At 64.7% G+C, this 23,523-nt stretch carries 24 protein-coding genes; 6 read left to right on the forward strand and 18 right to left on the reverse strand.

Annotated features, from left to right (window positions below):
• The coding region (locus tag AC1DK4_RS31125) for a biotin/lipoyl-containing protein (RefSeq protein ID WP_441643458.1) at positions 1–294 on the forward strand (294 nt) is incomplete at its 5' end.
• A 77-nt stretch (positions 295–371) separates the two neighbouring features.
• On the opposite strand, the gene AC1DK4_RS31130 is transcribed toward AC1DK4_RS31125, so the two are convergent.
• From AC1DK4_RS31130 to AC1DK4_RS31160, 7 genes are all read right to left on the reverse strand, one after another.
• Positions 372–1,730: a cytochrome P450 gene (locus AC1DK4_RS31130; RefSeq protein ID WP_441621732.1), complete on the reverse strand. Its 1,359-nt coding sequence runs from the start codon at positions 1,728–1,730 to the stop codon at positions 372–374.
• Between the two features lie 85 nt (positions 1,731–1,815).
• Complete coding sequence (locus AC1DK4_RS31135; RefSeq protein WP_441621830.1) at positions 1,816–3,039, reverse strand: 8-amino-7-oxononanoate synthase; 1,224 nt, start codon at positions 3,037–3,039, stop codon at positions 1,816–1,818.
• 797 nt (positions 3,040–3,836) lie between these two features.
• On the reverse strand, positions 3,837–4,109 hold the full coding sequence (locus AC1DK4_RS31140) for an XRE family transcriptional regulator (protein WP_441621734.1): 273 nt from the start codon (positions 4,107–4,109) through the stop codon (positions 3,837–3,839).
• A gap of 137 nt (positions 4,110–4,246) precedes the next feature.
• Positions 4,247–4,447, reverse strand: coding sequence for a hypothetical protein (locus AC1DK4_RS31145; RefSeq protein WP_477117290.1), 201 nt, complete (start codon positions 4,445–4,447; stop codon positions 4,247–4,249).
• A 5-nt stretch (positions 4,448–4,452) separates the two neighbouring features.
• The gene (locus tag AC1DK4_RS31150; protein ID WP_441621736.1) at positions 4,453–5,586 is read right to left on the reverse strand and encodes an alanine racemase; all 1,134 of its coding nucleotides are present in this window, start codon (positions 5,584–5,586) and stop codon (positions 4,453–4,455) included.
• A gap of 48 nt (positions 5,587–5,634) precedes the next feature.
• A complete protein-coding gene (locus tag AC1DK4_RS31155; protein WP_441621738.1) occupies positions 5,635–6,651 on the reverse strand; it encodes a tripartite tricarboxylate transporter substrate-binding protein in 1,017 nt (338 codons plus the stop codon).
• Positions 6,652–6,678: 27 nt separating this feature from the next.
• Complete coding sequence (locus AC1DK4_RS31160; protein ID WP_441621740.1) at positions 6,679–7,368, reverse strand: HAD family hydrolase; 690 nt, start codon at positions 7,366–7,368, stop codon at positions 6,679–6,681.
• A 96-nt stretch (positions 7,369–7,464) separates the two neighbouring features.
• Between AC1DK4_RS31160 and AC1DK4_RS31165 the strand changes: the two genes are divergently transcribed.
• The 4 genes from AC1DK4_RS31165 to AC1DK4_RS31180 all read left to right on the forward strand — a co-directional run bounded on the left by AC1DK4_RS31165 (position 7,465) and on the right by AC1DK4_RS31180 (position 11,175).
• On the forward strand, positions 7,465–8,454 hold the full coding sequence (locus tag AC1DK4_RS31165) for a LysR family transcriptional regulator (RefSeq protein ID WP_441621742.1): 990 nt from the start codon (positions 7,465–7,467) through the stop codon (positions 8,452–8,454).
• A gap of 484 nt (positions 8,455–8,938) precedes the next feature.
• Positions 8,939–9,988, forward strand: a complete 1,050-nt coding sequence (locus AC1DK4_RS31170) for a DNA-binding protein (protein ID WP_441621744.1) — start codon at positions 8,939–8,941, stop codon at positions 9,986–9,988.
• Between the two features lie 258 nt (positions 9,989–10,246).
• The gene (locus AC1DK4_RS31175) at positions 10,247–10,492 is read left to right on the forward strand and encodes an H-NS histone family protein (RefSeq protein ID WP_441621745.1); all 246 of its coding nucleotides are present in this window, start codon (positions 10,247–10,249) and stop codon (positions 10,490–10,492) included.
• A gap of 134 nt (positions 10,493–10,626) precedes the next feature.
• Positions 10,627–11,175 (forward strand): plasmid pRiA4b ORF-3 family protein, encoded by a 549-nt coding sequence (locus tag AC1DK4_RS31180; RefSeq protein ID WP_477131993.1) that lies wholly within the window; start codon positions 10,627–10,629, stop codon positions 11,173–11,175.
• A 201-nt stretch (positions 11,176–11,376) separates the two neighbouring features.
• Here the strand turns inward: AC1DK4_RS31180 and AC1DK4_RS31185 are convergent, their stop codons facing one another.
• From AC1DK4_RS31185 to AC1DK4_RS31220, 8 genes are all read right to left on the reverse strand, one after another.
• Entirely contained in the window at positions 11,377–12,399 is a 1,023-nt protein-coding gene (locus AC1DK4_RS31185) for a Bug family tripartite tricarboxylate transporter substrate binding protein (protein ID WP_441621749.1), read from the reverse strand.
• A gap of 65 nt (positions 12,400–12,464) precedes the next feature.
• Positions 12,465–13,322: an SDR family NAD(P)-dependent oxidoreductase gene (locus tag AC1DK4_RS31190; RefSeq protein ID WP_441621751.1), complete on the reverse strand. Its 858-nt coding sequence runs from the start codon at positions 13,320–13,322 to the stop codon at positions 12,465–12,467.
• Positions 13,315–13,857, reverse strand: coding sequence for a carboxymuconolactone decarboxylase family protein (locus AC1DK4_RS31195; RefSeq protein WP_441621753.1), 543 nt, complete (start codon positions 13,855–13,857; stop codon positions 13,315–13,317). Before AC1DK4_RS31195 ends, AC1DK4_RS31190 begins: the two co-directional genes overlap by 8 nt.
• 73 nt (positions 13,858–13,930) lie before the next feature.
• The gene (locus AC1DK4_RS31200) at positions 13,931–14,707 is read right to left on the reverse strand and encodes a citryl-CoA lyase (protein WP_441621755.1); all 777 of its coding nucleotides are present in this window, start codon (positions 14,705–14,707) and stop codon (positions 13,931–13,933) included.
• Positions 14,704–15,423, reverse strand: a complete 720-nt coding sequence (locus tag AC1DK4_RS31205; protein ID WP_441621756.1) for an SDR family oxidoreductase — start codon at positions 15,421–15,423, stop codon at positions 14,704–14,706. The genes AC1DK4_RS31200 and AC1DK4_RS31205 overlap by 4 nt, the downstream gene beginning before the upstream one ends.
• On the reverse strand, positions 15,420–16,976 hold the full coding sequence (locus AC1DK4_RS31210; RefSeq protein ID WP_441621758.1) for a class I adenylate-forming enzyme family protein: 1,557 nt from the start codon (positions 16,974–16,976) through the stop codon (positions 15,420–15,422). Before AC1DK4_RS31210 ends, AC1DK4_RS31205 begins: the two co-directional genes overlap by 4 nt.
• A gap of 31 nt (positions 16,977–17,007) precedes the next feature.
• Entirely contained in the window at positions 17,008–18,015 is a 1,008-nt protein-coding gene (locus AC1DK4_RS31215) for a Bug family tripartite tricarboxylate transporter substrate binding protein (protein WP_441621760.1), read from the reverse strand.
• Between the two features lie 85 nt (positions 18,016–18,100).
• Positions 18,101–18,781 carry an SDR family NAD(P)-dependent oxidoreductase gene (locus tag AC1DK4_RS31220; protein ID WP_441621762.1) on the reverse strand — a complete coding sequence of 227 codons (681 nt, stop codon included), beginning with the start codon at positions 18,779–18,781 and terminating at the stop codon, positions 18,101–18,103.
• Between the two features lie 288 nt (positions 18,782–19,069).
• Between AC1DK4_RS31220 and AC1DK4_RS31225 the strand changes: the two genes are divergently transcribed.
• Positions 19,070–20,125 (forward strand): LacI family DNA-binding transcriptional regulator, encoded by a 1,056-nt coding sequence (locus AC1DK4_RS31225; RefSeq protein WP_441621764.1) that lies wholly within the window; start codon positions 19,070–19,072, stop codon positions 20,123–20,125.
• Between the two features lie 115 nt (positions 20,126–20,240).
• On the opposite strand, the gene AC1DK4_RS31230 is transcribed toward AC1DK4_RS31225, so the two are convergent.
• The 3 genes from AC1DK4_RS31230 to AC1DK4_RS31240 form a co-directional block, all read right to left on the reverse strand.
• Positions 20,241–21,680 (reverse strand): NAD-dependent succinate-semialdehyde dehydrogenase, encoded by a 1,440-nt coding sequence (locus tag AC1DK4_RS31230; RefSeq protein WP_441621766.1) that lies wholly within the window; start codon positions 21,678–21,680, stop codon positions 20,241–20,243.
• Between the two features lie 218 nt (positions 21,681–21,898).
• Positions 21,899–22,909: an NAD(P)H-dependent flavin oxidoreductase gene (locus AC1DK4_RS31235; protein WP_441621768.1), complete on the reverse strand. Its 1,011-nt coding sequence runs from the start codon at positions 22,907–22,909 to the stop codon at positions 21,899–21,901.
• Positions 22,910–22,962: 53 nt separating this feature from the next.
• The gene (locus tag AC1DK4_RS31240; RefSeq protein WP_441621770.1) at positions 22,963–23,295 is read right to left on the reverse strand and encodes a non-heme iron oxygenase ferredoxin subunit; all 333 of its coding nucleotides are present in this window, start codon (positions 23,293–23,295) and stop codon (positions 22,963–22,965) included.
• Positions 23,296–23,523: the final 228 nt, after the last annotated feature.

Consider the following 23,523-nt stretch of genomic DNA (forward strand, 5'->3'; position numbering starts at 1 on the left):
CTGGTCGAGCAGCGTAGTACCACGCACGCGAGCGTGGTGCGCAGCAGCCGTCCGGTTGCCGAGCCCGGCAATCCGCTGCATATCGCCGCGCCCATGCCGGGCTCGATCGTGACGGTGGCGGTCCAGCCAGGACAGCGCGTGGCGGCGGGAACGACGCTGATGGCGCTGGAGGCGATGAAGATGGAAACCCACATCACCGCGGATCGCGACTGCGAGATTGCCGCGGTGCATGTGAAGCAGGGTGACCGCGTCGCCGCGAAGGATCTGCTGATCGAGTTGAAGCCGGCGGATTGATATTGGCGTGCTTGCACGGAGACAGGCTGTTGCCTCCCGTCCGTCCAGGACGGGAGGGCAAGTTGTGACAAAGCCAGCTACGTCTGTCGGGCAGACTGTCCTCGCGCTTGCAAACTAAGTCTGGCCAAGCCCCGGTAGACGGGGTTGCCGTTCCAGTGCGGTTCGGCGTCTGCGAGCGAAAGCGCGGGCATGTGGCGCAGAATCGCCCGGAACACGATCTCTGCCTCCATCAGCGTCAGCGCGGCGCCGATGCACACATGTGGGCCATGCCCGAACGAAAGGTGGGAGCCTTCGCGTCGCGTGATGTCCAGCTCGTCCGGGTTGCGGAAGCGCGCCGGGTCGCGATTGGCGGCGCCGATCAGGGCAACGACCAGATCGCCGCGCCGCAACTGGCGCCCGTGCAGCATCATGTCTGTAGCAACCCGACGTCCCGTGTACTGGACCGGGCTTTCGTAGCGCAGCAACTCGCGCAGGGCATTGGGCAGCAGTTCCGGGGTCTGCTGCAGGCGCTGCCATTGCTCGGGATGGCTCAGCAGGGCGTGCAGTCCGTTGCCAAGCAGATTGCGCGTCGTTTCATGACCGGCAAACAGCAGCATCGCGCATTGCGCCAGTAGTTCGGCACCGGCCTCGATTTTGCCTTCGGCCTCGGCGTACAGCAGATGCCCGATCAGGTCCCGCTGTTGCGCCTGCGAGAGATCCGTGTCTTCTGCCTTGCGCCGCGCCAGCATCGATTCAAATGCTGCAGCCATCTTGAGCAGGCTGACCTGGGCGCGCCGTTTCAGCGCGGCGTCGGGATCCGGTGCGCCGATGAAGGCGGCCAGGTCTTCGGACCAGGCGAGGAAGTCCGGCTGGTTCTCGACGTCCATGCCTAGCAACCTCGCGATGACCATCGCCGGCAGCGGCCTGGCAATCGACTCCATGAAATCGAACGCCTCGGCGCCTGCGAGCTGCGCAATCAGCCCGGCCGTCATTTGCTCGATGGTGCCGGCAAAAGCGCGCAGGGCAGCCGGACGGAAGCCGGCATTGAGCACCTGTCGCAGCCTCGTATGATCGGGCGCGTCCAGGAACAGCATGGCCCGGCTGAACAAGCGCTGGAAGGGGCAAAGCGCCTGGCGCTCGCCTTCGCTGCCACGCATCACCCATCCTCCCGTGCGCCGCGCCGAATACCGGGGGTCGCGCAGCACCGCTTCCACATCTTCATGCCGGGTCAGTAGCCAGGCCCCCCCGAAGAATTCTTCGCTCCAATGGATGGGCCCGAGCGCGCGCAGCGCGTGGTAGGCAGGGTAGGGGTCACGCAGGAAGGCGTCGTCGACCAGGCGGTCGCAGGGGGTCAACGCTCCGGCCATCGCTTCCTCGGTGTGGTACCGGCTTAGGGACGTGGAAGCGAGCGTGGTGGCCTGGTTGGTGGCAGTCGTGCTGTCGGCAATGCTGGTCATTGTGGAATCCTGCTTTGGCAGCCAGACGCTGTCGGGTTTCGGCCTGGCGCGGTTCGGAAGCGACGGCAATGAGGCGAGAGGTTTTTCATGGCTCTGCCCGCCGGGCCATGATGGCGGACAGGCTGTCCAGCAAGCGTGCCACGTCGGCTGCGGTATGCGACGCCGACAGTGTGATGCGCAGGCGCGCCGTACCGTTGGGCACGGTGGGCGGGCGGATCGCGGTAACGCGGATGCCGTCGTTCTCAAGCGCTTGGGACAGCGACAGCGCGGCCTCGTTGTCGCCGACGATCAGGGGCTGGATGGGTGTACTGCTGTCGGCGAGATGCCAGCCGGCGTGCGGATGCCGGACCTGCAGGGTTTGAAGGCCGTTGCGCAACTGCCCGATCAACTGCGCCAGGTGGTCGCGGCGCTCGCGTCCTTCATGGCCTGCGATCAGCGCCAGGCTGCTCAGGAGCGCATGAACGATGGCCGGCGGCGCAGCCTCGCTGTGGATGTAGGGGCGGGCCACGTTGGCCAGATGCTCCACAATCGTCCGGTGGGCAGCGACAAACGCGCCCGCCACGCCCGCCGCCTTGCCCAGCGTGCCGACATAGATCAGGCGCTCGGAGGTCAGCCCCAGATGCTCCAGGGCACCTCGGCCTCGCTGCCCCAGCACGCCAAAGCCGTGGGCATCGTCCACCACGATCCAGGCGTCGTGGCGCTCGGCCAGTGCCAGCATTTCGGCAAGCGGTGCCATGTCGCCATCCATGCTGAACACGCTGTCGGTCACGATCAGCTTTAGCGGGCTGTTGCAGGCAGCAAGCTGCCTGGCGAGCGCGGTGATATCGCAGTGTGGGTACCTTTTCATCGTGGCGCGAGCCAGCAGCGCGCCATCGATCAGCGAGGCATGGATGAGCTTGTCGCAAAACAGGGTGGCGTCGGCCGTGCCCAGCGCGCTCAGCACGGCCAGGTTGGCCATGTATCCGGTGCAGAAGTAGAGCGCCTGCACCTTGGGAATATTCGGCGCGAACCACCGGGCCAGCTCGCTTTCCAGTTGGTGGTGGGCGAGCGGATGCGCATTGACGCGGGCGGGAGCGCCGCTACCCGCGCCGTAACGCCGGGCCCCCTCCGCGAACGCGGCGATCACCGCCGGGTGGCTTGCCAGCCCGAGGTAGTCGTTGCTGCAAAAACTCAGCAGAAGACGTGCTTCACCGTCTTTGACGCTAACCGTCTGGTGAGGTGCGCAACCGGTGAGCGCGGTGCGGCGGTGGCGCGTCAATGCACCTGCGGCGCGCTCGGCCGCGACCTGGTTCAGTTGGTCAATCAGCAATTGCCGAACTCCTGCAGGTGCGGGTCGCTCCGCGGGTTGCACAGCCAGCGCATCGCAGTGGGCCAGCATGCTGGCAGGTCCGCTAGTGGATGCATTTCCCACATCACCTCCTGTTTCGGTCATCCTCGGCGCGGTCGTCTCACAGGAAGGCCGAGCACTGGCATGAATCGGAGAGGGGATGTTAGTCGGGTCTTCTCATGTTTCGCAAACTGGCGGACAGAGGCGACTTGACGGCGGGATGCTGATAAAAGCAAGACAAAGACGACAAAATCAGCGATCAAGTGGATGATTGTGCTCCGGCAACGCTGTCGTCCCTCGAGTCGGCTGGCGCCTCAGCCCTCCCATCGTCGCAGGAAAACGCAATTAATCGCCAGGCGTCAAACACCCACAACCCGTGGAGCCCGCAAGTGACGGGCCAATAGCGGCAATGAAATGTGGTCGATGCTGACCAAGCTCCGCATCTGCTCCAGCATCAAGTCGGCGGATGATGAGGATCGCGCGAAAGAGCGGGAAGGAATGGTGGCGAGACCCCTCAGGCGCGCGAGTCGTTTGCCGATGAGTGCATGAAGCTGGCAAAGCTCTGGAACGATGAGGCGCTCTCGAGCAGGAGTCCAGGGAACTGAAGGCGGAATTGATCCGCTGGGCGAAGCCCGCCACTGTGTAGTCCCTGCATCGGACTAGCGAGGATGAGGCTGTATTGACGTATCCAGTTCCGCCGTACCGTGCATTGTCCCGGTGGCAATATAGCCTGCAGCCACTCGGGCATCAGGTCGATGCCCCCTGCAAGCGTCCAGGGCTTATCGGCTTTTCGGCAGCAACGGGAAGTTCAGCCGATCAAGCCAACTGTGCAACTCTGCTGCGCGGAAAGATTGGAATTTCCCGCAAAGCGCCAGGAGCAGATCCGATTGTGATGTCCCTAGCATGGCGGCGGCATCCGAGAGCGTCAGCCCGGCGGCCCGAATGCGGTCGGTGATGTCTCTCACAATTCCCGCTTTGAGCGGGATTTCTTCGGCATCCGCGAATCCAAGCTGGACATAAACATTGCTCGTTCCATACTCGAAGCGGAACATCTGGACTTCCTTTTTATCCTGGGCAATCAAGCCCTTACTGCGCCTGCACGACGCAGGCACAGGGCGCGATTATTAGGGTAAGGCGCGGTCAGCACAATCTCGGGGAAACACCAAGACGGTGCAAGGCTGCCCTGTCATCACGGTGACACACTGAAGACGAAGACGAAGACGAAGACGAAGACGAAGACGAAGACGAGGCCTTGGCCCGTCGCAACGTGCGAGTTGTGGCCGCGTGGCGCAGCTAGTGCCGGCACGTCGAAAAAAGCGACGCCATTGTTGACTCCGGTGGTTGCCGCGGGCGTAGAGGCGGCGATTGTGCCAGGATTGCTTTTAGCCATCGCGCTCACCATCCCCCAAAGCGGGTCCAACGCGCTTGCAACGCAGTGCCGCCCGCTACTACCGCGTAGGCCCCGTGCTGTGCCGCTGTCGCGCATGCATGATTCGGCAGCACGCGCAAAAGCGTGCCGAGTGGGAGCATTGGCGTGGCGGTCGGATCCGTGCGGTGGCGGACGATACCATGCTCCTGGTTGGCGTCGATCATCACCAGATCTGACAGCGGCTTGCCGTCGATATCGCAAACCAATCCATAGCCATGGTCGACCGGTTGCTTCGCGGTGCCACGGTCGCGCGACATTGCCATCCAGCCTGCATCGGTGATCAGCCAGCCTTTTTCACGCTGGTGCCCGATCACCGTGCACAAGACCGACAGCGCAATGTCATCTGTGTCGCAGACCCCAATGCCCCGCATCACCAGATCAAAGAATACAAACACCCCTGCCCGTACCTCTGTCACGCCCTCGAGCGAGCGGGCGAAATGAGCGGTCGGCGTACTACCGACGCTAACCACCGGCGCGCGATGGCCGGCGGCGCGCAAACGTTCCGCCGCCCTTACGGCGCCGGCGCGCTCCTGCTCGGCCAGGGCTTCAATCGCCTCGACCGAACGGCAGTTGTACGAGTCGCCTGCATGGGCGAGCACGCCCGCGAGCCAGGCGCCAGTCCCCTCGTCATAGCCCAGTGCGGCAGCGATATCGAGCAACGACGGGTCCTCCGGCTTGACGCCTGAGCGGTGACCGTCGGTGTCGATCTCGATGAGCACCGGCACGTTGAGGGCGCGCTCGCGACACCAGGCCGCGAGCGCGCTGGCCGCCTCCACGTTGTCGAGCAGCAGCGTCAGCTTTGCGCCCCGCCGCACCAGGTCTTCGACATGCGCCAGCTTGGACGGCACGATGCCCACCGCGTACAGGATGTCGCTCCAGCCGTGGTCAAGGAAGTAGCCAGCTTCCTTCAGTGTGGACACGGTGATTGGCGTACCAGCTGCACCGATGCAAGACGTGACGTCGACCGACTTGTTGGTCTTGACGTGTGGCCGCAGCGTGACGCCGGAGGGCGCAAGGCGGTTGCGCAGCCGCGCGATATTGCGTTCCATCTTGGCTCGGTCCAGCACAAGCGCCGGCGTTTCAAGTTCTTGCAAAGTCATGGGAATCCTTTGTTGGGGGCAGCACGCAGCGAGCGGCTGCCCGCTTGCTTAATCCAGTTGCACCTTGTTGGCTTCGAGAAGCGGCCGCAGGCGCCGGAAATCGCGCTCCACAAGCCGGGCTAGATTGGCGGGCGTGTTGTCGGCGCGGGCCGGGAACTCGACACCCACTTCGTGCATCTGGCGCACCAGGGCAGTGTCAGCCAACGCGTCGTTGATTGCCTGATTCAGCCTGGCCACCACAGGAGCAGGGGTGCCCTTGGGAGCAAACAGGCCGTTCCAGGAATGGAAATCGATGCGTGTCTTGCCACTGCTTTGCGCCGTGGCGACCTTGGGCAGCGTGGGCAGAGGCTCCCGCGTCAGCACCGCGATGGCGCGGACACGGCCACTCGCCACCTGCGCGAGTGATGTGGTGGTCTGATCGCAGGTGAAGTCTGTCTCGCCACCCATCAAACCTGCCATCGCCGGCGCCACGCCCTTGTACGGAACGTGCATGGCATTCAGCTTCAGGTCGCCCAGGAGCATCAGGCACGCCAGATGCGAGATGGAACCGATCCCAGCGGTGCCATATGACGTGGTGGCCGGATGTCCCTGAAGGTAGTCGGTGAACTGGTTGAAGTCATTGACTGGCAGATCGCGCTTGACCAGCAGGAGCACGGGCGCGGACCCGACCAGCCCCAGCGGCTCGAAATCCTGACGCGCGTCATACAGCGGCTTGCGATACAGGATCATGTTGGCCGCCTGGGTGCCTATGGTGCCGAAACCGATCGTGTAGCCGTCGGCGGGCGCGCGAGCGAGTTTTTGCATGCCGATCGAGCCGCCTGCGCCCGCAACGTTCTCGACCACGATCGATGTGCCCAGGCCGGATGCCATCCTGGCGGCAACGGCGCGGGCCAGCGCGTCGCTGGGGCCGCCGGCAGGGAACGGCATGATGAGCGTAAGTGGCTTGCTTGGCCACTTTTGCGCCGGCGCGGGCGGTGCAGCGGGCGCAGTGGCAGCAAACGCGGTTGGGACAACGACGGCGCTCAGCGAGCCGACGAGCAGGGCGGTGGCAATGGCGGATTTCATTGGGTCTCCTCGCAAGTAGCGCGCCTCTCAACCCTGCGCTTGGGTTCCGCTGCGCGGCGTTGCGACGAGCTCGAGCACGGGCAGGAGGCTCGGGCCCTGCTGCAACGGTGCCGGCGCGCCGTCGGGCAAAAGCAGCCCTGCGTGGTTGTGCCAGTAGGTGTCGAGCCCTACCGCCGATGTTCCGAACAGATCGAAGCCGGATCCGGCGACGAATAGCGTATTGGCAGCCTCCGCCCCCAATTCCTGCAGCGCCTGTCGATAGGGGCGCGGATCCGGCTTGTAGAAGCCGGCGCGCTCGGACGTCACTATCACGTCCATCGGCACATTGAGGCGCTCGACCGCCAGCCGCCCGAGACGCTCGGAGCAGTTGGTCACAACACCGAGTCCATGCGATGCGCGCAGGGCGTCGAGAACAGCGGCGGCACCGTCCCACAGCGTGAGCTCTGTCCACCGTTCTTCGAGCGCGTCAGCCATGGATGGTGGCAGCCCGGTCTCGATCGCGGCCTCGCGCACTAGCGTCTCGTAGGGGCGGTAGGCGCCGCACGCATAGGTGCGCTTCAGGTAGGCGGCACGCCAGGCCCGGCCTGCCGTCTCGCTGCCCGCGACGCTATTCCACAGGGACCAGGAGTCGAGCAACGCGGTTAGCAGATCGAACAGGACGAAATCGTATTGGCGGGCTTGAGGTGTTTGCAGTGGCTGATGTGTTGGCTGTGTCATGGCGGCGGTCTCCGGGTTTCGAGTCGCCAGTGTAGGTATGCCATGCCCTCATGTGGTTAATGCCATAGAATTTCTTAATTCACCTGAAGGTTAATAATGAAGCTAGACATCGAAGATCTGCGGTTCGTTCTGGCGCTGGATCGCTTAGGAAGCCTGGCCGCATTGGCCCGGGAGGAGAACGTCACCCCACCGGCCGTGACCAAGCGCCTGGGCCAACTGGAGGCGCGCCTGGGTATCCGGCTAGCCCAGCGCACCACACGGCGCCTCCAACTCACGCACGAAGGGCATCTGCTGGCGCAGCACGCCACCGGTGTCCTGGAACAGATGCAGGCGATCGAAGAGGCACTGCAGCAGCGCAGCCAGGCCGTGGCAGGCAAGCTCAAAGTCCACGGGCCGTTTGGCTTTGGGCGCCGCTACCTCGGTCCGCTGTTGGCGCAGTTCCATGGCACGCATCCCAATCTCGAGGTGCAGTTGTACCTGTCGGACAACCTGATGCTGCCGCGCCAGCCGGTGCATGGCCGTGATGCCTTCGACGTGCTGGTCAGCATCGGCGAGATCCCGGATTCGCGTTGGATTGCGCATCGCATTGCGCCGAACCGACGCATCCTGTGCGCGGCGCCCGAATACCTGGCCAAAGTACCGCCATTGGAAACGCCTGCAGATCTCGAACGGCACGCCTGCCTGGTTCTCAGGGAGAACGAGGAGGATGTGACGCTGTGGCGCTTTACCTGCGATGACGGCGCAAAGGACGGCGGAAACAGCCAAAGCCAGAACCCTCGCCATGCGCGATCGCGAGAACAGACAGTGCGGGTGCGCCCAACGATGGAGAGCAACGACGGCGATGTTGTCCATCACTGGTGCCTGACCGGCAAAGGCATCATGGCGCGGTCAGAATGGGATGTGGCCGATGAACTGCTCTCCGGCCGTCTTGTAGCGCTGCTGCCAGCGTACCGGCTGCCCGACGCCGACGTGATGGCGCTGGTGCCGCAGTCGCGCCAGTCATCAATGCGTGCGCGGCTCTTCGTCGAGATGCTGCGCAAAGCCCTGGGGCCAAGGCCGCCGTGGCGTATGACCCGCCGGGGATGATGGGCCGAATCCGACGAGCAGCGCAGCCGAACAAAGGCCATCAGGCCCGCGTGGGCATAGCCACGTGGGCTGCGGAAGTCACCCTTCCCGGCGAGCACCAGCTCGGCTGCCACAAGTGTGACGGTGACTGGGCCGGGGGCAAGCAAGGCTCCTGCGAGATTCYGGGCCCCGCTTGGTTCTCCAGGACTCTTATCCGATCCCGGAAAAATCCCGCCGTCAGCCCCGCATTGACCGCCCGCCGCAGCCAGCCGGGCCGAGGCCTCCCGCCGCTTCCAGTTCTTCCAGGTCAGCCTCTCCTAGCCGCCGCGATCACTTTCGTGCGAGCGGTTTGCCGAAAGTGTGGCCGAGGCGCAAGTCAGGAGGGCAGTGCGCCATAAGTTATAGACAGAAGCGTAATTATGTCTAACGTGTGAGATAAAAATCAATATTAAATACGTATTACGTAGTAATATATTGAAAATTCTCGGACGATTTTTGCCAAACCATGACCGCCAGCCCTGAATCCACGCCGTCCGACGCCGCCTTGCAGGCCACGCTCGCCGCCGACGTGGCCGCCCTGCGCACCCAATTCCCCGAGACCCGCGCGCTCTACCGCGAGGTCTGCGGCCTGCTCTTTTTCCGCTACGGCATCACCCCCACCGCCAACAAGCTCTATCAACTGGTGCGCAAGGGCAGCATGGGCACGCCGACCGAGGTGCTGGCGCAGTTCTGGACCGACCTGCGCGACAAGATGCGCGTGACCATCGACCATCCCGGCCTGCCGGACGCGCTCAAGGCGATCGCCGCCAATGCCGTGCAATCGATCTGGCAGGCCGCCAACGAGGCGGCCACCGGCGAGTTGGCCGCCTTGCGGGCCGAGGCCCGGCTCCAGGCCAGTGAAGCCGAGGCCCAGCGCGACCAAGCGCGCGCCGCGGTGGTGGTGGCCGAACAGGAGACCGCCGCCGTCCAGGCCGACTGTGACGCCGCCCAGCAGGCGCGCGCGGCGCTACAGGGCGAACTGGAGGCCGCGCGCCAGGCTCTCGCGGCTGCCCAGGCGCGTCAGGAGGAAGGCACGCGCCAGCTCGCAGCGCTCGAGCGGCAACTGCAGGAGCTGCGCACCCAATTCTCGACGGAGCTGGAGCACACCCGCGAGCAGGTCGCCGTGGCCCAGGAACGGGCCAGCGCCACCGAACGCCGCGCGCTGCGCGAGATCGACCAGGAACGCACGCTGCGCCAGAAGGGCGAGCAGGTGCTCGCGGACCTGCGCACCGAACTGGCGGCCGTACAGGCGAGGGCGCAGGACGCCGCCGTGGCCGGTGCCGAGGCGCGGGCGCGCTTGCAGGCCGAGCGCGACACGCTCGGCGAGCAACTGGCGCAGGCCCGGCAGGCGCTCGGACAAGGGCAGGCGGCACAGGACGGGCTGCGGGCCGAACTGGAAGCGGCGCTGCGGCGGGCCGAGCGTGCCCAGGCGGAGGCCGCTGCGGCGCGCCATCTGGCGCCGGCCCGGCGTCGGACGCCGGTGGCGCGCACCAAGTTCAAGCCGGGGCCGGCCTGAAGAGAAGAGGGGGCGAGGATTTGTCCACTGCGCCACGGGATAAGCCTGTGGACAAGCCGCGCGAGGACCAGCTATTCGGCGGGCCCCTCGGATCTGATTAATTTTTAAGCGATGGGTGGGCACGTGATGCCCAGTCCCCAATGCGGTGGGTGGCTTGACACCAACGAGCCGCCCGAACAATGCTGAGGCCCAACGGTCTCTAAGACGACCACGCAGGATCCTGCTCCGCAGCTTCCTCCAATCTGTGCACCGAAAATAATGTCGATCGAAATCGAGCGCGCCGAAGCGATTACCTGGATCCGCATCCAGATGGCCCAGCACGGCCTGACCCTGACCCAGTTGCAGGCCGCTGGCTGTTTTCCCGAGCCGCCACCGGCGACGTTGCCTGGCGCGGTGCGCTATCGCAACGCGCACGGGCAGGGCTGGGATGGCCGCGGCGCCATGCCGGACTGGCTGCAGCGGGCGGTCAACGCCGGGCAGAGCGTGGAGCATTTCCGCGTTTAGTGGTTGGCGAGTAGAGGCTACCACTTCGATTTCCTTCACCCGCGCCATCGGGAGCCGCTCGCTCATGGCTCATCAGCTTCACCATGCAAGCCAGTTAGCGTGGTCTCCGGACCTATGTATTATCTCTTCCGCCTATGCTCAAGCTTGCCGCAACCCTTCGTATCGAACTGCTCCACGTCAAGCCTCTGGTCTGGCGTCGCTTTGTTGTCCCGGCCGATATGCAACTCCCCAAGCTCCACAAGGTAATCCATTCTGTGATGGGCTGGGAGGACACTCACCTGCATGAATTCGACATCGACAGCGAGCGGTTCGGTGTGCAGGATAAGGACGTCTCGGATGAAGGCCTGCGGTCGGAGAAGGGCGTCCGGCTGAACAATGCACTCGGCGCGGTCACTGAATTCGAGTACCGCTATGATTTTGGCGATGACTGGCGGCACCGTGTCATTGTCGAATCAGTTGGCTACCCTGACCTGGCGCTGGCTCTGCCGGCTTGCCTGGCTGGCGAGAACGCTTGCCCTCCGGAAGACGTTGGCGGGCCACACGGTTATGCGCAATTCCTTGCAGCGCTCCGGGACAAGAACCACGAACAGCACAATGACTTCCGGTCGTGGGTTGGCGGCGTATTCGATCCAGTTGGCTTTGATGTGAATGCGGTCAATGCGAGGCTGCGGRCAATTCGGTGACGCCTGCTCACTGACGGGCAAGGGCATAGCTACCCAAGTCTCGAAAGCTTGATCGAGGGTGGGTGGGTGATCGACTGAGGATCATTTGGCCAGCGAGCCCGTCGACCGACAGGCCGAACAGGTCATGCAATGCCCGGGCCTGTCGCGGACCTGCGCACCGAACTGGCGGCCGTGCAGGCGAGGGCGCAAGACCCCGGGCTCTCAGTCCAGGCTGATTCCGTTTGCCTTGGCAATGCCTTGCCAGAGGGACAGGTCGGTACGGACGGTATTGGCAAACTGCTCCGGGCTTTTCAATGGCGGATCGACCAGGTTCAGCTGGACGAACCGGTCACGCAGTTCCGGGGCGGACAGCGTGTTCAGGATCTCCCGATGCACGGCCGCTACTATGCTGGCCGGCGTACCGCGCGGGGCGAACACGCCGTACCAGGCATCCGTATCGAAGCGATAACCTTGTTCGGTCATGGTCGGCAGGTCCGGTAGCGCCGGGCCCCTGTGCGACCCGGTGATGGCGAGGCCGCGCAGCTTTCCGGTCTTGATCAGCGGCACGGAACTGGTCGCGTCGACGAAGGCCACCTTCACCCGCCCGCCCTGCATGTCCTGGTAGATCTGGCCGATCGTCTTGTAGGGCACATGCCGGATGTCGAGTCCCTCCTGCCGCTTCAGGTACTCCATCACAAGCTGTCCGGTGGAGCCCGGACCCCAGGTGGCATAGTCGTACTTGCCGGGATTCGCCTTGACGAGGGCAACGAACTCCTTCAGGTTGTGCGCTGGAAAATCCGGAGAGGCGACCAGATGGATGCCCCCTGAGAAGATCTGCGCCACGGCCACAAAGTCGCGCGTCACATCGAAGGGCAGCTTGTGCAACAGGGCCTGGCTGATGACGGTCGAAGAGGAGCTGGCGAATAGCAAGGTGTAGCCGTCAGGCGGCGCCTTGGCCACCGCGTCGACGCCGATGACGCCGTTAGCGCCCGGCCGGTTGTCGACCACGACGGGCTGGCCCAGCGTGCGCGACAAGCGCTCGGCAAAGATGCGCGCAATGGTGTCGGGCCCGCTGCCACCGGCGCTGGGCAGGATCAGGCGAACCGGCCGTGCCGGCCACGGCTGCGCGATCGCCGGCGCGGCGCCAAGAAGGTCCAGGGCCATGCCAAGCGCGCATGCCAGGGCCAGGAAACGGCCGAGTTTCAATGTATTGCAGCAATACCGCATCATGTTTGTCTCCATCATGATGTTGTGATGGTGGGCCGAGCCAATGCACATTGCACGGCACAGGCCCGGCTGTGCACCAACCTTCAGCCCGCGGCGCGTACGGCACCGATCGACAGGCCACCATCGACAATGAGCATCTGCCCGTTGACATAGGAGGACTCGGCACTGATCAGGTAGAGCGCGGCATGTGCAACCTCCCAGCCTGTGCCCTGCCGGCCGAACGGCAGCGGGCGGCTTGCGCGCGAGGGCCTGGCGCGCGAGGCGTCGCGGCCCATCGGGGTGTCGATCAGTCCCGGTGCCAGCACATTGGCGCGCAAGCCGCTGGGCTGCCCGGCGAACGCCACGGCACGGCCGAGCGCCATCAATGCGGCTTTCGAGGTTTCGTAGGCAGGCAGCCCGCTCAGTGGCGAGATTGCTGCAGTGGAGGCGACGAACACGATGGCGCTGCCGGCGGGCATGACCGCGGCCGCCTCCTGGGCGCAGAACATCGGGGCACGCAGGTTGATGTCCTGCACACGGCCCCAGTCCTCAGGCGTCTCCGCGCCGAAGCGATTCTGGTTGCCGATGCCGACGTTGACCACCAAGCCATCGAGCCCGCCCAGCGCGGCGTTGGCTTGCGCCACCATGCGCGCGATCTGCGCGGGGTCCGCCACATCCGCCTGGACCGGCACGGCGACGCCGCCCTCGAGCCGGATGTGGTCGACCGTGTCCTGCGCGGCGGTAATGTCGATATCGGCGCATGCCACGGCCGCGCCTTCACGCGCGAACAGCAGCGACATGGCGCGGCCGTTGCCCACGGATGGCACCGGATCGACGGTGCGGCGCTGGCCCGCGCCGACCACCAGGATGCGGCGCCCGGCGAGCCGACCTTCGCGGCGCGGCAGGCCAAGCGCGGGCGCAAAGAGTTGTTGGTCCGGACGACTTTCCAGGAATTCAGTCATGACGCAGCTCCAGCTTTTCCAGCGGTGGGTTTTCGATATCGACTTCGAGGTTTTCCAGCAGGCGCGACACCAGCATGTAAAAGCCGATGGTCGCCAGCAGCTCGACCATCATCTGCGCGTCCAGCGCCGCGGCAACCTGCGCGTAGAGCGCCGCCGGCGCTTTGACGTCACGCACCACGGCATCGGTAAATGCGATGACAAGGCGCTCGGTTTCGCTGAAGTCGCCGTTGGCGTCGGGCGTCAGCACGGCATCGATCTTTTCCTCGGGCAGGCCGGCGGCGCGCCCCACGCGGCGATGCTGATGCACCTCGTAGCTGGCGCCGCTGAGCGCGCCCACCCGCAGGATGGCCAGCTCGCGTAGCGTCGCCGGCAGCACGGTCTCGGTGAGAATGGCCCGGCCGAGGCCGAGGAAGCCGAGCGCGATCTCTGGCGCATGCGGCAGCACCCGGTACAGGTTCAGGGCGGGACGTCCGCGCAGTTGCTCGCCAAGGCGGCCGGGCACGTTGTCCACATCGAAATAAGGCAATCTTGCCATGTTGCGTTGTCTCCGTTTCCTGCCTTGCGGCAGGTGATGTCGTGGTGGGAACAGGGGTAGAAGGGTTGGCCGCTTACGGCAATATGTTGCGAGCGTCCTGGCGCAAGACCAGGTTCCATACCTGCTGGCTGATCGGTTGCTCGCATTCCTCGATCAAGTGGGCGACGAGTCCCGCGCAGCGTCCGATCAGCGCCAGGCCTCGACCGAACAACGGGTCCAGCCCCATTTCGGCGAGGATCGCGCCGATCGCGCCAGCGGCGTTGAGCGGCAGGGCGCGGCGCGCGCCGTCATCGCAGGCCTCACCGAGTGCAAGCGCAAGACGGCAATACTTGCCGTGGAAGTGGTTTGCCCTGGCTGCCTCCATCAGGGCCGGCACGCGCGGGTCGCCCTGCGCGTGGATCGGATGGCCCACGCCAGGTATCGGCTTGCCGGCTGACCGGCGAGCGGCGACGATGTGCCGTGCCTGCGCCGCGATGGTGTCGCCGTCAGCATCAGCCGCCAGCGTTGCACCTTCCTGCAACAGCATCTCCGCCATGTTCTGAACGGTGCCGAGGAAGCGCTCCCCGGCGCCCAGCAATCCTGCGGCGACCGCGCCTTGCAAGGATTCCGGCGCGCCGAGCCAGGTCATGCGGGCGCTGATCGCGCTTGGCGTCAGCCCGTGATCGACCGCGGTCACCAGCAGCGTGTCAATCATCCGTGCTTCCGCCGCGCTGGGCAGGCGGCCGAGCGCGACCAGGCAGAGCGTTTGCACGAAATCCAGCCTGCCAATCACCTCGGTGGCCAGGTCGAGTCCGCGCAGCGTGATGCGATCGGGTGTGGTGTAGCCGATCTCGGTGCGTACGCCATTCATGCGCTCAGCCCCACGGTGATGCCGCCGCAGACGTGCAGCACTTGCCCGGTGACGAAGGACGCGCGTTCGTCGAGAAAGAACTCGACAGCGTGGACGATGTCTTCCGGCTTGCCTAGCCGCCTGACCGGCACGCCGTTCACAATGCGCTGCGTCAACGCATCCCGGGCCGGGTTGACTTCGCCGAACGCCGCCGTGGCGATGGGCCCCGGAGCAACGGCGTTGACGGTGATGCCGTGCGCCGCGAGTTCCAGCGCCCAGGTTCGCGTCATGGCGTTCAGGGCGCCCTTGCTGGCCGAGTACGCCGTGCGCAGTTCCTTGCCCAGCGCGGCACGGCTGGAGATATTGATGATGCGGCCGTGGCGCGCCGCACGCATGGCCGGCACCAGTGCCTGAGTGCATTGCAGCGCCGCCCGGACATTGACATCGATCTGCTTGTCGAAGTCGTCAAGACTGGTTTCCTCCAGGCTCGCCGCCCGCAGGGTCGCCACGTTGTTGACGAGGCCGGCGAAGGCAAAGCTGGCCGTGGCTTCGCCAAGCGCGGCGGCGAGTTGCGCCGGCTCGGCCATGTCGACTTCGACGAAATGCGTCACGCCGGCCTCGGGAGGTGCCACCCGATCGAAGTTCACTACCGTGTGGCCGCGCTCGCGCAGCGTCTTGCACAGGGCCCAGCCAATGCCGCCGGAGCCGCCGGTTACCAGGATATCTGTCGGTGTCATGATGAAAGAGGCTCCTTGCCTTGAGGGTTGTCGTTGGCGTAATTGCATGCACTGGCGGCGAGCAGGGTCTTCACTTCGAGCTTCGAGACCTTGCCGTTGGCCGTGAGCGGAAGGGTTTCCACAAAATGGATGCGCTTGGGTGCCTGCACCGAACCCAGGCGTTCCTTGACGAACGCCTGCAATTCGGCGGCGTTGGCGGTGACGCCGGCATGCAGTTGCACGGCCGCATGCACGGCCTCTCCCCAGCGCGGGTCGTCCATGCCGAGCACAGTGCAGCGGCACACCGCGGGATGGGCGCCGAGCGCGTTCTCCACGTCGCTTGGGTACACGTTGAAGCCGCCCGTGATAATGACGTCGCGCAACCGGTCTTTCAGGTACAGGTAGCCTTGCGCGTCCAGGTAGCCGCCGTCGCCCGTATGCAGCCAGCCATCGGCAAGTGCCTCGGCGGTCTTGCCGGGCTGGCGCCAGTAGCCGGACATGACGAGGTCGCCGCGCACCACGATCTCTCCGGTCTCGCCAGCCGGCAGCAACCTGCCATCGCGCCCCATGATGGCGAGCTCGGTCAGGCAGGTGGCACGTCCCACAGAGCCGTGGCGGGCGGGGTCGCGCATTTCGCTGGCAGGCAGGAAAGCCATGATGCCGGGGGCTTCGGTCTGCCCGAACGAGGTCTCCAGGGTGCCGAAGACTTCGATGGCCTGGGCAATTCGGTCGGCGCGCATCGGCGCCGCCGCATAGATCAGGTGCCGCAGCGCGGACCAGTCCCGGGCGCCTACGCCCGGTTCGTCCAGCAAATCGTAGATCAGCGTGGGTGGCATGAACACCGCGGTGATGCGCTCGCGCTCCAGCTGATCGAGCAGTGCGCACGGCCTCGTCGTATCCGCCAGCACTACCGTGCCGCCGCGCGCGAACACCGGCAGCAGGAAGGTAGATGTGCCGTGGGTAATGGAAGCCACGGCGAGATAGCGCTCGTCCTCGCGCAACTGCATTGCGGTGAGGATGGACACCACTGTCGTGTTCCAGGTCCGCAGCGACTGCATGACGCCCTTGGGCGCGCCGGTGGTACCTCCGGTGAACTTGATGGCCTGCGTTTCGCCAAGTTCGCGCTGCACGCGTAGCGGGACGCGGCCGCGCCAGGCAGCTAGTAGTCCGGCCAAGCTGTCCGGGCCGGATGCCTGCGGCCCGCAGGCGATCACGCGGGTGCCCTGCGTGATCGTGCCGGATTGGCTCGGGCCGTTGTCTTCCACCACCAGGATGGACGGCTCGGTGAAGTCGACGATACGGGCCCGTTCGTGGACCGAGGCGCGCGGATTCAGCGGCACCCAGCACTTGCCGGCGGCCAGCGTAGCCAGCAGCGCGAGCACATGCTGCACGCTATTGCCGGCGCAGATGCCGACGCGCGATCCGGGCGTGGAGTCCAGCGCCTGGAAGGCCGCTGCGAGCGCGAGCACCTTCTGCGTCAGCTCGCCATAGGTCAGCGATTCGCCGGACGCCTGCAAGGCGATGCGCGCCGGCGTGGCGCTGGCGGTTCTCAGCAGGTAGTCGATTGGCTGCATGTTTTCATCCGTTGCGTCTCGTTCATTTCACTCATTCCGCCCGTGCTCCCGATACCTTGACGATCCTTGCCCATTTGCTCATCTCCTCATCGACAAATCTGCTAAATTCCGCTGCGCTCATCGGCTGGCTGCCTGCGTTCCTGCCGGTGCCGAGGTCCGCGCCGCTGTCGGCGCCCATCTGCGCGTAGCGCTGGCGCAGCGCCGGGCTTGTCACGGCCTGGCCGACCGCGGCATTGAGCCGGTTCACAATCTCCGGCGCCGTGTGTGCAGGCGCGAAGATGCCGCTCCAGTTGCTAACGAGGTAGTCCGGTACGCCGGCTTCGGCAACGGTCGGCACATCCGGCAGTGCGGGCGAACGGCGCGCCGAGGTCACGGCGAGAGGGCGCACCAGGCCCTTGGCGATCAGCGGCAGCGAGGTGGGCAGGTTGTCGAACATCAACTGGACCCGCCCGCCCATCAGGTCGGTCTGCGCGGGCGAGCCACCGCGGTAGGGCACGTGCGTGAGCTGTGTGCCGGTCATATGCTCGAAGAGTTCACCGGACATATGAATGCTGCTTCCATTGCCGGACGAGCCCATCATCAACTGGCCAGGTTTGCTCCTGGCCAGCGCAATCAGTTCTTTCACATTGCGCACCGGCAAGGCAGAGTTGACGATCAGCACATTCGCGCCGGAAGAAACCAGGGCCACAGGCTGGAAGTCCTTCTTCGGGTCGTAGGGCAGGTTGGCATACAGCGTCGGGTTGATGCCATGGGTGCCGATCGTGCCCAGCAGCAAGGTATAGCCGTCCGGCGCCGCGTTGGCGACGGCGGCCGCGCCGATGTTGCCGCCAGCGCCGGCGCGGTTCTCCACCAGCACCGGCTGCCCGAGGCTTTGGGTCAGTTGCTGGCTGAGCAGCCGTCCGAAAATGTCCGCGGCGCCGCCGGGCGGGAACGGCACCACCAATCGGATTGGCCGTGAGGGATAGGCCTCGGCCCGTACCGGCCCCGCAATGTGCAGGGCGAGCGCGGCCGCGACCGCACAGATCAGTCTGTGAAGCATGGGATGTCTCCGTTGTCGTAGTTGTTGCCGGCGGCAAGCTCCGGGTGGAGCCGCGCCAGGCTTGGTGCCAGCCGCCTAGCGGGATTCAGGACGGCGCAGATGCAACGCCTGCACTTAAGCCACCGTCGACGGGAAGTTCGGCTGCGTTGATATAGGAGGCTTGCGCCGATAGCAGAAAGCGCACTGCATGCGCGACCTCCCAGGGCGTGCCTTGCCGCCCGAACGGCAAGGCGGCGGTGCGTCCAGGCCGCGCCGCGGAGGCCGCGCGGCCCATCGGCGTATCGATCAGGCCGAGCATGACCACATTGGCGCGTATGTGGTTAGGCTGCCCGGCCAGCGCGGTCGCACGACACAGGGCACCGAGCGCTGCCTTCGAGGCTTCGTATGCCGGATTCATTCCCGCGGGCAGCCTGGCCGCAACTGAAGACACGAATACGACGGCGCCGTGCATGGACATAAGCGGCAAGGCTTGCTGCACGGTCAGCATGTGCGCGCGCAGATTGACCGCCATCACCTCGTCCCAGCTGTCGGCCGTCAGTTCCGCCAGGCGCTCGCGGCGGCTAATGCCCACGTTTAGTACGAGTCCGTCGAGGCCGCCCAGCGCCGCGCGTGCAGCCTGGACCATCCCTTTGATGCCGCCGGCGCTGGCGACATCGACCGGGATGGCCACCGCGCCGCCGTCCCGCACACTGCGTACGGTGAGTTCCGCTGCCTCCGTGCTCTTGTCGGCGCAGGCGATGCTGGCGCCAGCGTGGGACAGGGTCATGCAGATGGCGCGTCCGTTGTTGACAGGATTCCCCGTATCGGCGGAAGGGAGCTGTCCGCCTCCGACAACGAGGATGCGTTGGCCGCCCAGCGATCCACACATGGCCTCGCCTGCAAGGCCGGCGCCGGCGGGCGCGGAAATGGGGCGCGAAGGACGGTCTGGCTGCATTGGATAGTTTGGTGCTGTCTCAGTTAATGTGGGGAAATGTGAAAACGATTTCCGTTTGTGATAAGTTATCAGGCAACAAATTTGGCGTCCAACTGTGGAACGTTTTCATTAGGGAAGACCATGACGCAACGGATTTCCGTCAGAGATGTGGCTGAGGCGGCGGGGGTTTCCATCGGCAGCGTGTCGCGGGTTCTGAACGGCACCGGCTATGCCAGCCAGGCGCTGAGAGCCCGGGTGCACGCGGCCGTGGAGGCACTGAACTATGAGCCCAGCTTTGCAGCCCGCCATCTGCGCACCGGGCGCAGCAAGACGGTTGGCTATCTCGTTTCGAACATCGGAAACCCGCTGCTGGCGGCGCATTTCCGCGAAGTCGAGAGGCATATGCAGGCTGCCGGGTACTCCATGCTGGTCGGCAATACGCTGGACCAGCCACAGCGCGACCGCGACCTGGTTGCGCTGTTCGAGAGCCGCCGGCTGGAGGGCATCATCGCCGCGCCGAGCTTGGAGAGCGCGGACCCCGCCAACAGCCTCTTCAGCAACTGCAGCCTGCCGGTGGTGATTCTGGATCGGGAAACGCCGCTACCAATGGATACCGTCTATCTGGATCACCGTAGCGGCATGAAGCAGGCGATGGCACATCTTGTTTCATTAGGTCACCGCCGTATCGCGTTTTTCGGGCCCGGCGAGCACATTCGTCCAGGGCGCGAAAAGCTGCTCGGCTACCGGGATGGCCTTGCGGAGGCGGGTCTGGAGTTCGACCCCGAATTAGTTTGCATGTCACGCTCGGCGATCGATTCGTCACGCACCCAAATGGCGACCATGCTCGCTCTTTCCGTGCCCCCGACCGCAATCATCGGACTAGGAACGCGCCTGCTCTCTGGCGCCGTTTATGTTGCGCGCAAGGCGGGGTTGGATATTCCCGGAGACCTTTCGGTGATCGGCATCGGTACGCCCGAGACGCTTGAGTTGATGTATCCCCCGCTAACCACTTTGCGCTTTGACATCGAGCGCGCCGCGGAGGCGGCCGCACATCTGATGCTTGACCGGTTGACCGGGGAGGGTGTGAAACAACCACGTAGCGTGAATGTGCCGCTTGAGTTGGTTCTGGGTGAGTCGTCAGCTTCGGCGGCACACGGGCGGCCCGGCGGGATCGCACATGCGCCTGAGTCGAGATAAGCGAAGTCTTCCGAGGGAGATGTCGGGAGACTATCCCGAAAAGGTTCAAGGCCTGTTCTAAGCCGGCGCCCGCGACCCGACCTGTGCCGCCGGGCATGCGGGCGCGCAATATCGATCAGGCTGCCGACATGACGCTGACGGTCTTGGTGTTCAGGTAGGCTTCGAGCGCTTCTGGCCCACCTTCCGAGCCGTAGCCGGAATCCTTCACGCCACCGAACGGCAGTTCGGCGAACGGCGCTGCCGGCTGGTTGACCCAGAGCATGCCGACTTCGAGACGGCGCGACAGCATGTGGAGCGTTGCGATCGACGTCGTGAACGCATAGCCAGCCAGGCCGAACGGCAGGCGGTTGGCTTCGGCGATTGCCTCTTCGATCTTGTCGAAGCCGCGGATAGCCGCGATCGGGCCGAACGGCTCTTCATTGAGCACGCAGGCGTTGAGCGGGACGTCGTTCAGAATGGTCGGTGCGAAGAAGTTGCCGACGTCGCCGATCCGCGTGCCACCAGTTTCCAGCTTGGCGCCCGACTTGAGCGCGTCTTCCACAAGGCTGGTCATGTCCATGACGCGGCGCGGATTGGCCAGCGGGCCCAACGTAGTGCCTTCGGAAAGGCCGTCGCCGACCTTCAGGCTTTCGGCGTGGGCGGCGATGCGCTTGGCGAATTCGGCGCGAACGCTGTTGTGGACCAGGAACCGTGTCGGCGAGATGCAAACTTGGCCGGCGTTGCGGAACTTGGCACCGCCGGCGGCCTTGACCGCAAGTTCCAGGTCGGCGTCCTCGGCGACGATCACCGGGGCGTGACCGCCCAGTTCCATCGTCACGCGCTTCATGTGCCGGCCGGCCATGGCCGCCAGTATCTTGCCGACCGGGGTCGAACCCGTGAACGTGACCTTGCGGATGACCGGATGCGGGATCAGGTAGCTGGAGATCTCGGCGGAGTCACCGAACACCAGGCCCACCACGCCCGCCGGCACGCCGGCGTCGACGAACGCGCGCATCAGCGCGGCCGGCGATGCCGGGGTTTCCTTGGGCGCCTTCACGATGATCGAGCAGCCCGTGGCAAGCGCGGCCGACACCTTGCGGACGGCCTGGTTGATCGGGAAGTTCCAGGGCGTGAACGCCGCGACCGGGCCGACCGGTTCTTTGATCACCAGTTGCTGCGCGGCGATATTGCGCGACGGGACGATGCGGCCGTAGACGCGGCGGCCTTCGTCGGCGAACCATTCGATGACGTCGGCGGCGGCCAGCGTCTCAACCTTCGCCTCGGCCAGCGGCTTGCCCTGTTCCTGGGTCATCCAGGGGGCGATCGTATCGGCACGCTCGCGGATCAGCGCGGCGGCGCGGCGCATGATCTGGGCCCGTTCGTTGGCAGGCACGTCGCGCCAGCCCTCGAAACCCTTCTGTGCGGCCTCAAGCGCGCGATCGAGATCGGCGGTGGAGGCCTTCGCCACGTTCCCGATGACGAGGCCGGTGGCCGGGTTCACCACGTCCATGGTCTCGCCGTTCTGCGCGTCGGCCCACTCACCACCAATCAACAACTGAGTATTCGGATATGTCATTTACGCCAACTCCTCTTTCCTGGTTGCATCTTCCAGCGCCTTGGCGCACTGCGCGAAGCCTTCAGCTGACACCCCTCTGCACACCCGGCGATGCACTTGCGAGTCCCGTTTTCGCGACTGAACGCTACGTGGTGCCCCGGAACGTCGCGCGCCGCATCCCCATTCGAGGCCTGGCGCCAAGATCCGTTGTGGATTGTCATTCTGATAGATCACCTGCCTCATTTGACGACGGTCTGCCAGTGAGCAACCTTGGCAAGCGCGGCCTGCGCCGCTGCCTCGATCTCCGTAACGATCTCTGCGACAGACTTCACATCATGTATGAGTTCAACTGTGGCGCCGGCATAGAGTGGGCTAGCTTCCCATTCTCCCTCCATGGCGTCCCAAGGCGCCGCGACGTTATAGCGATAGAGTGGCTTTCCATTCGGAAAGCGCGATATAGGCTCGCCTTCCCCAGGTCGTTGACCGGCGGGTGGGCAACCGGCCGCTTCCCATTTAGAGAATGTGGAGTTGCGAATTACCCAATGGGGACATTCCTGCCCAACCGGATCAAAGAGCTCGGTCTCGACAAGATCCCGCGCGCGAGCTGAAACAACGCGTTCCTTGTAACCGCTGTGATTGGCCGATTCCTTGCTCGCAACAAAGCGCGTTCCCATCCAAACGCCACAAGCACCAAGAGCCATCGCAGCGAGCAGGCCCCTGCCGTCTGCAATACCGCCCGCAGCTACCACGGGGACCCCATTCGCGGCGTCAACAATGGAGGGGAGGAGCGTCATCGTAGGTGCGCTTCCTACGAAATGACCGCCAGCCTCCCTTCCTTGAGAAACGATAAAGTCGACGCCCAACTCCTTTGCCCGCGCCGCATCTTCTGCGTCACCCACTGTCCAGAAAACAAGCCCGCCCGCATCCTTGATGGCACGAACATAGGGCTCGATATCTCCTTGCCATAGAGAGAAGACGCGCACGCCGGCATCCAATGCTGCAGCGAGCCGCTTCCGTTGATCAACGACCAAGGTGAGATTGGCACCAAACCGGCCGTTCGTGACCCGGTTTATCGCTGCAAGCTCGTCGCTTACAGTCTCTTCCGCCATATGCGCCAGCGCAGTAAACCCGAAGCTGCCGCTATTGGCCATCGCTCCGAGAAATTCCGCGTTTGTACCTCGTCCGAGAGGGGCCGCCAAGATCGGAACGCGCAAATCAAGCGCTCTGGTCAACGCTGTTTCGAAAGGCATATCAGTATTCCTCCACGCTCAGATTGAGCATCTATCAGGTCTATGGGTCTGGCTCAGCTTTTCGCGAGCGCCAATTCCACTGGGGCTACAAAGATCCTGCCGTCTGCCTCTGTGACCTCGTAGGTTTCAATATCTCCGTCTGCCGGCGGCGACAACGCCTTCCCGGTTATGACGTCGAATTGCGCACCATGAAGCGGACACTCGACTACAGAGCCCTCGAGGTATCCGTCCGAGAGATAGGCCAAAGCGTGCGAACAGATATCGCTGGTCGCGTAGACCTTGCCGTCCACGTTGGCGAGCAGAACCCGCGTGGCTCCCATAAAGACACATTTCATGTCGCCCGACTTTAATTCGGCAACGCTGCAAACATCATGACCTTTGGGCATGTTTCACCTCCGTTTCACTTGGTTTTTCCTGACGCGTTTCTTGTCAATCAGACGGTTTGGATCAACATGGCGGCCCGTCTGCATTGGGTCCAAGATAAACGCTTTTTCCGAGGGAATAACTCCCCGAAAACGGGATAGACTTTCAGGTGACATGAAAAAATCATGTACCTGGTTGGAGGGCATTTCCCCCTGTGGGCGGACTGGTTGCCGCCATATCCGACGCACAGC

This window comes from Cupriavidus sp. 05N38 (assembly GCF_056397345.1).

Bases quoted from the DNA above. Each gene is read 5' to 3' on its own strand.
- AC1DK4_RS31165 (WP_441621742.1), top strand. From the start codon at position 7,465: ATGAAGCTAGACATCGAAGATCTGCGGTTCGTTCTGGCGCTGGATCGC.
- AC1DK4_RS31190 (WP_441621751.1), bottom strand. From the start codon at position 13,322: ATGACTGAATTCCTGGAAAGTCGTCCGGACCAACAACTCTTTGCGCCC.
- AC1DK4_RS31175 (WP_441621745.1), top strand. From the start codon at position 10,247: ATGTCGATCGAAATCGAGCGCGCCGAAGCGATTACCTGGATCCGCATC.
- AC1DK4_RS31155 (WP_441621738.1), bottom strand. From the start codon at position 6,651: ATGAAATCCGCCATTGCCACCGCCCTGCTCGTCGGCTCGCTGAGCGCC.
- AC1DK4_RS31240 (WP_441621770.1), bottom strand. From the start codon at position 23,295: ATGCCCAAAGGTCATGATGTTTGCAGCGTTGCCGAATTAAAGTCGGGC.
- AC1DK4_RS31235 (WP_441621768.1), bottom strand. From the start codon at position 22,909: ATGCCTTTCGAAACAGCGTTGACCAGAGCGCTTGATTTGCGCGTTCCG.
- AC1DK4_RS31195 (WP_441621753.1), bottom strand. From the start codon at position 13,857: ATGGCAAGATTGCCTTATTTCGATGTGGACAACGTGCCCGGCCGCCTT.
- AC1DK4_RS31160 (WP_441621740.1), bottom strand. From the start codon at position 7,368: ATGACACAGCCAACACATCAGCCACTGCAAACACCTCAAGCCCGCCAA.
- AC1DK4_RS31215 (WP_441621760.1), bottom strand. From the start codon at position 18,015: ATGCTTCACAGACTGATCTGTGCGGTCGCGGCCGCGCTCGCCCTGCAC.
- AC1DK4_RS31170 (WP_441621744.1), top strand. From the start codon at position 8,939: ATGACCGCCAGCCCTGAATCCACGCCGTCCGACGCCGCCTTGCAGGCC.
- AC1DK4_RS31230 (WP_441621766.1), bottom strand. From the start codon at position 21,680: ATGACATATCCGAATACTCAGTTGTTGATTGGTGGTGAGTGGGCCGAC.
- AC1DK4_RS31130 (WP_441621732.1), bottom strand. From the start codon at position 1,730: ATGACCAGCATTGCCGACAGCACGACTGCCACCAACCAGGCCACCACG.
- AC1DK4_RS31220 (WP_441621762.1), bottom strand. From the start codon at position 18,781: ATGACCCTGTCCCACGCTGGCGCCAGCATCGCCTGCGCCGACAAGAGC.
- AC1DK4_RS31140 (WP_441621734.1), bottom strand. From the start codon at position 4,109: ATGTTCCGCTTCGAGTATGGAACGAGCAATGTTTATGTCCAGCTTGGA.
- AC1DK4_RS31185 (WP_441621749.1), bottom strand. From the start codon at position 12,399: ATGATGGAGACAAACATGATGCGGTATTGCTGCAATACATTGAAACTC.
- AC1DK4_RS31210 (WP_441621758.1), bottom strand. From the start codon at position 16,976: ATGCAGCCAATCGACTACCTGCTGAGAACCGCCAGCGCCACGCCGGCG.
- AC1DK4_RS31225 (WP_441621764.1), top strand. From the start codon at position 19,070: ATGACGCAACGGATTTCCGTCAGAGATGTGGCTGAGGCGGCGGGGGTT.
- AC1DK4_RS31150 (WP_441621736.1), bottom strand. From the start codon at position 5,586: ATGACTTTGCAAGAACTTGAAACGCCGGCGCTTGTGCTGGACCGAGCC.
- AC1DK4_RS31200 (WP_441621755.1), bottom strand. From the start codon at position 14,707: ATGAATGGCGTACGCACCGAGATCGGCTACACCACACCCGATCGCATC.
- AC1DK4_RS31205 (WP_441621756.1), bottom strand. From the start codon at position 15,423: ATGACACCGACAGATATCCTGGTAACCGGCGGCTCCGGCGGCATTGGC.
- AC1DK4_RS31145 (WP_477117290.1), bottom strand. From the start codon at position 4,447: ATGGCTAAAAGCAATCCTGGCACAATCGCCGCCTCTACGCCCGCGGCA.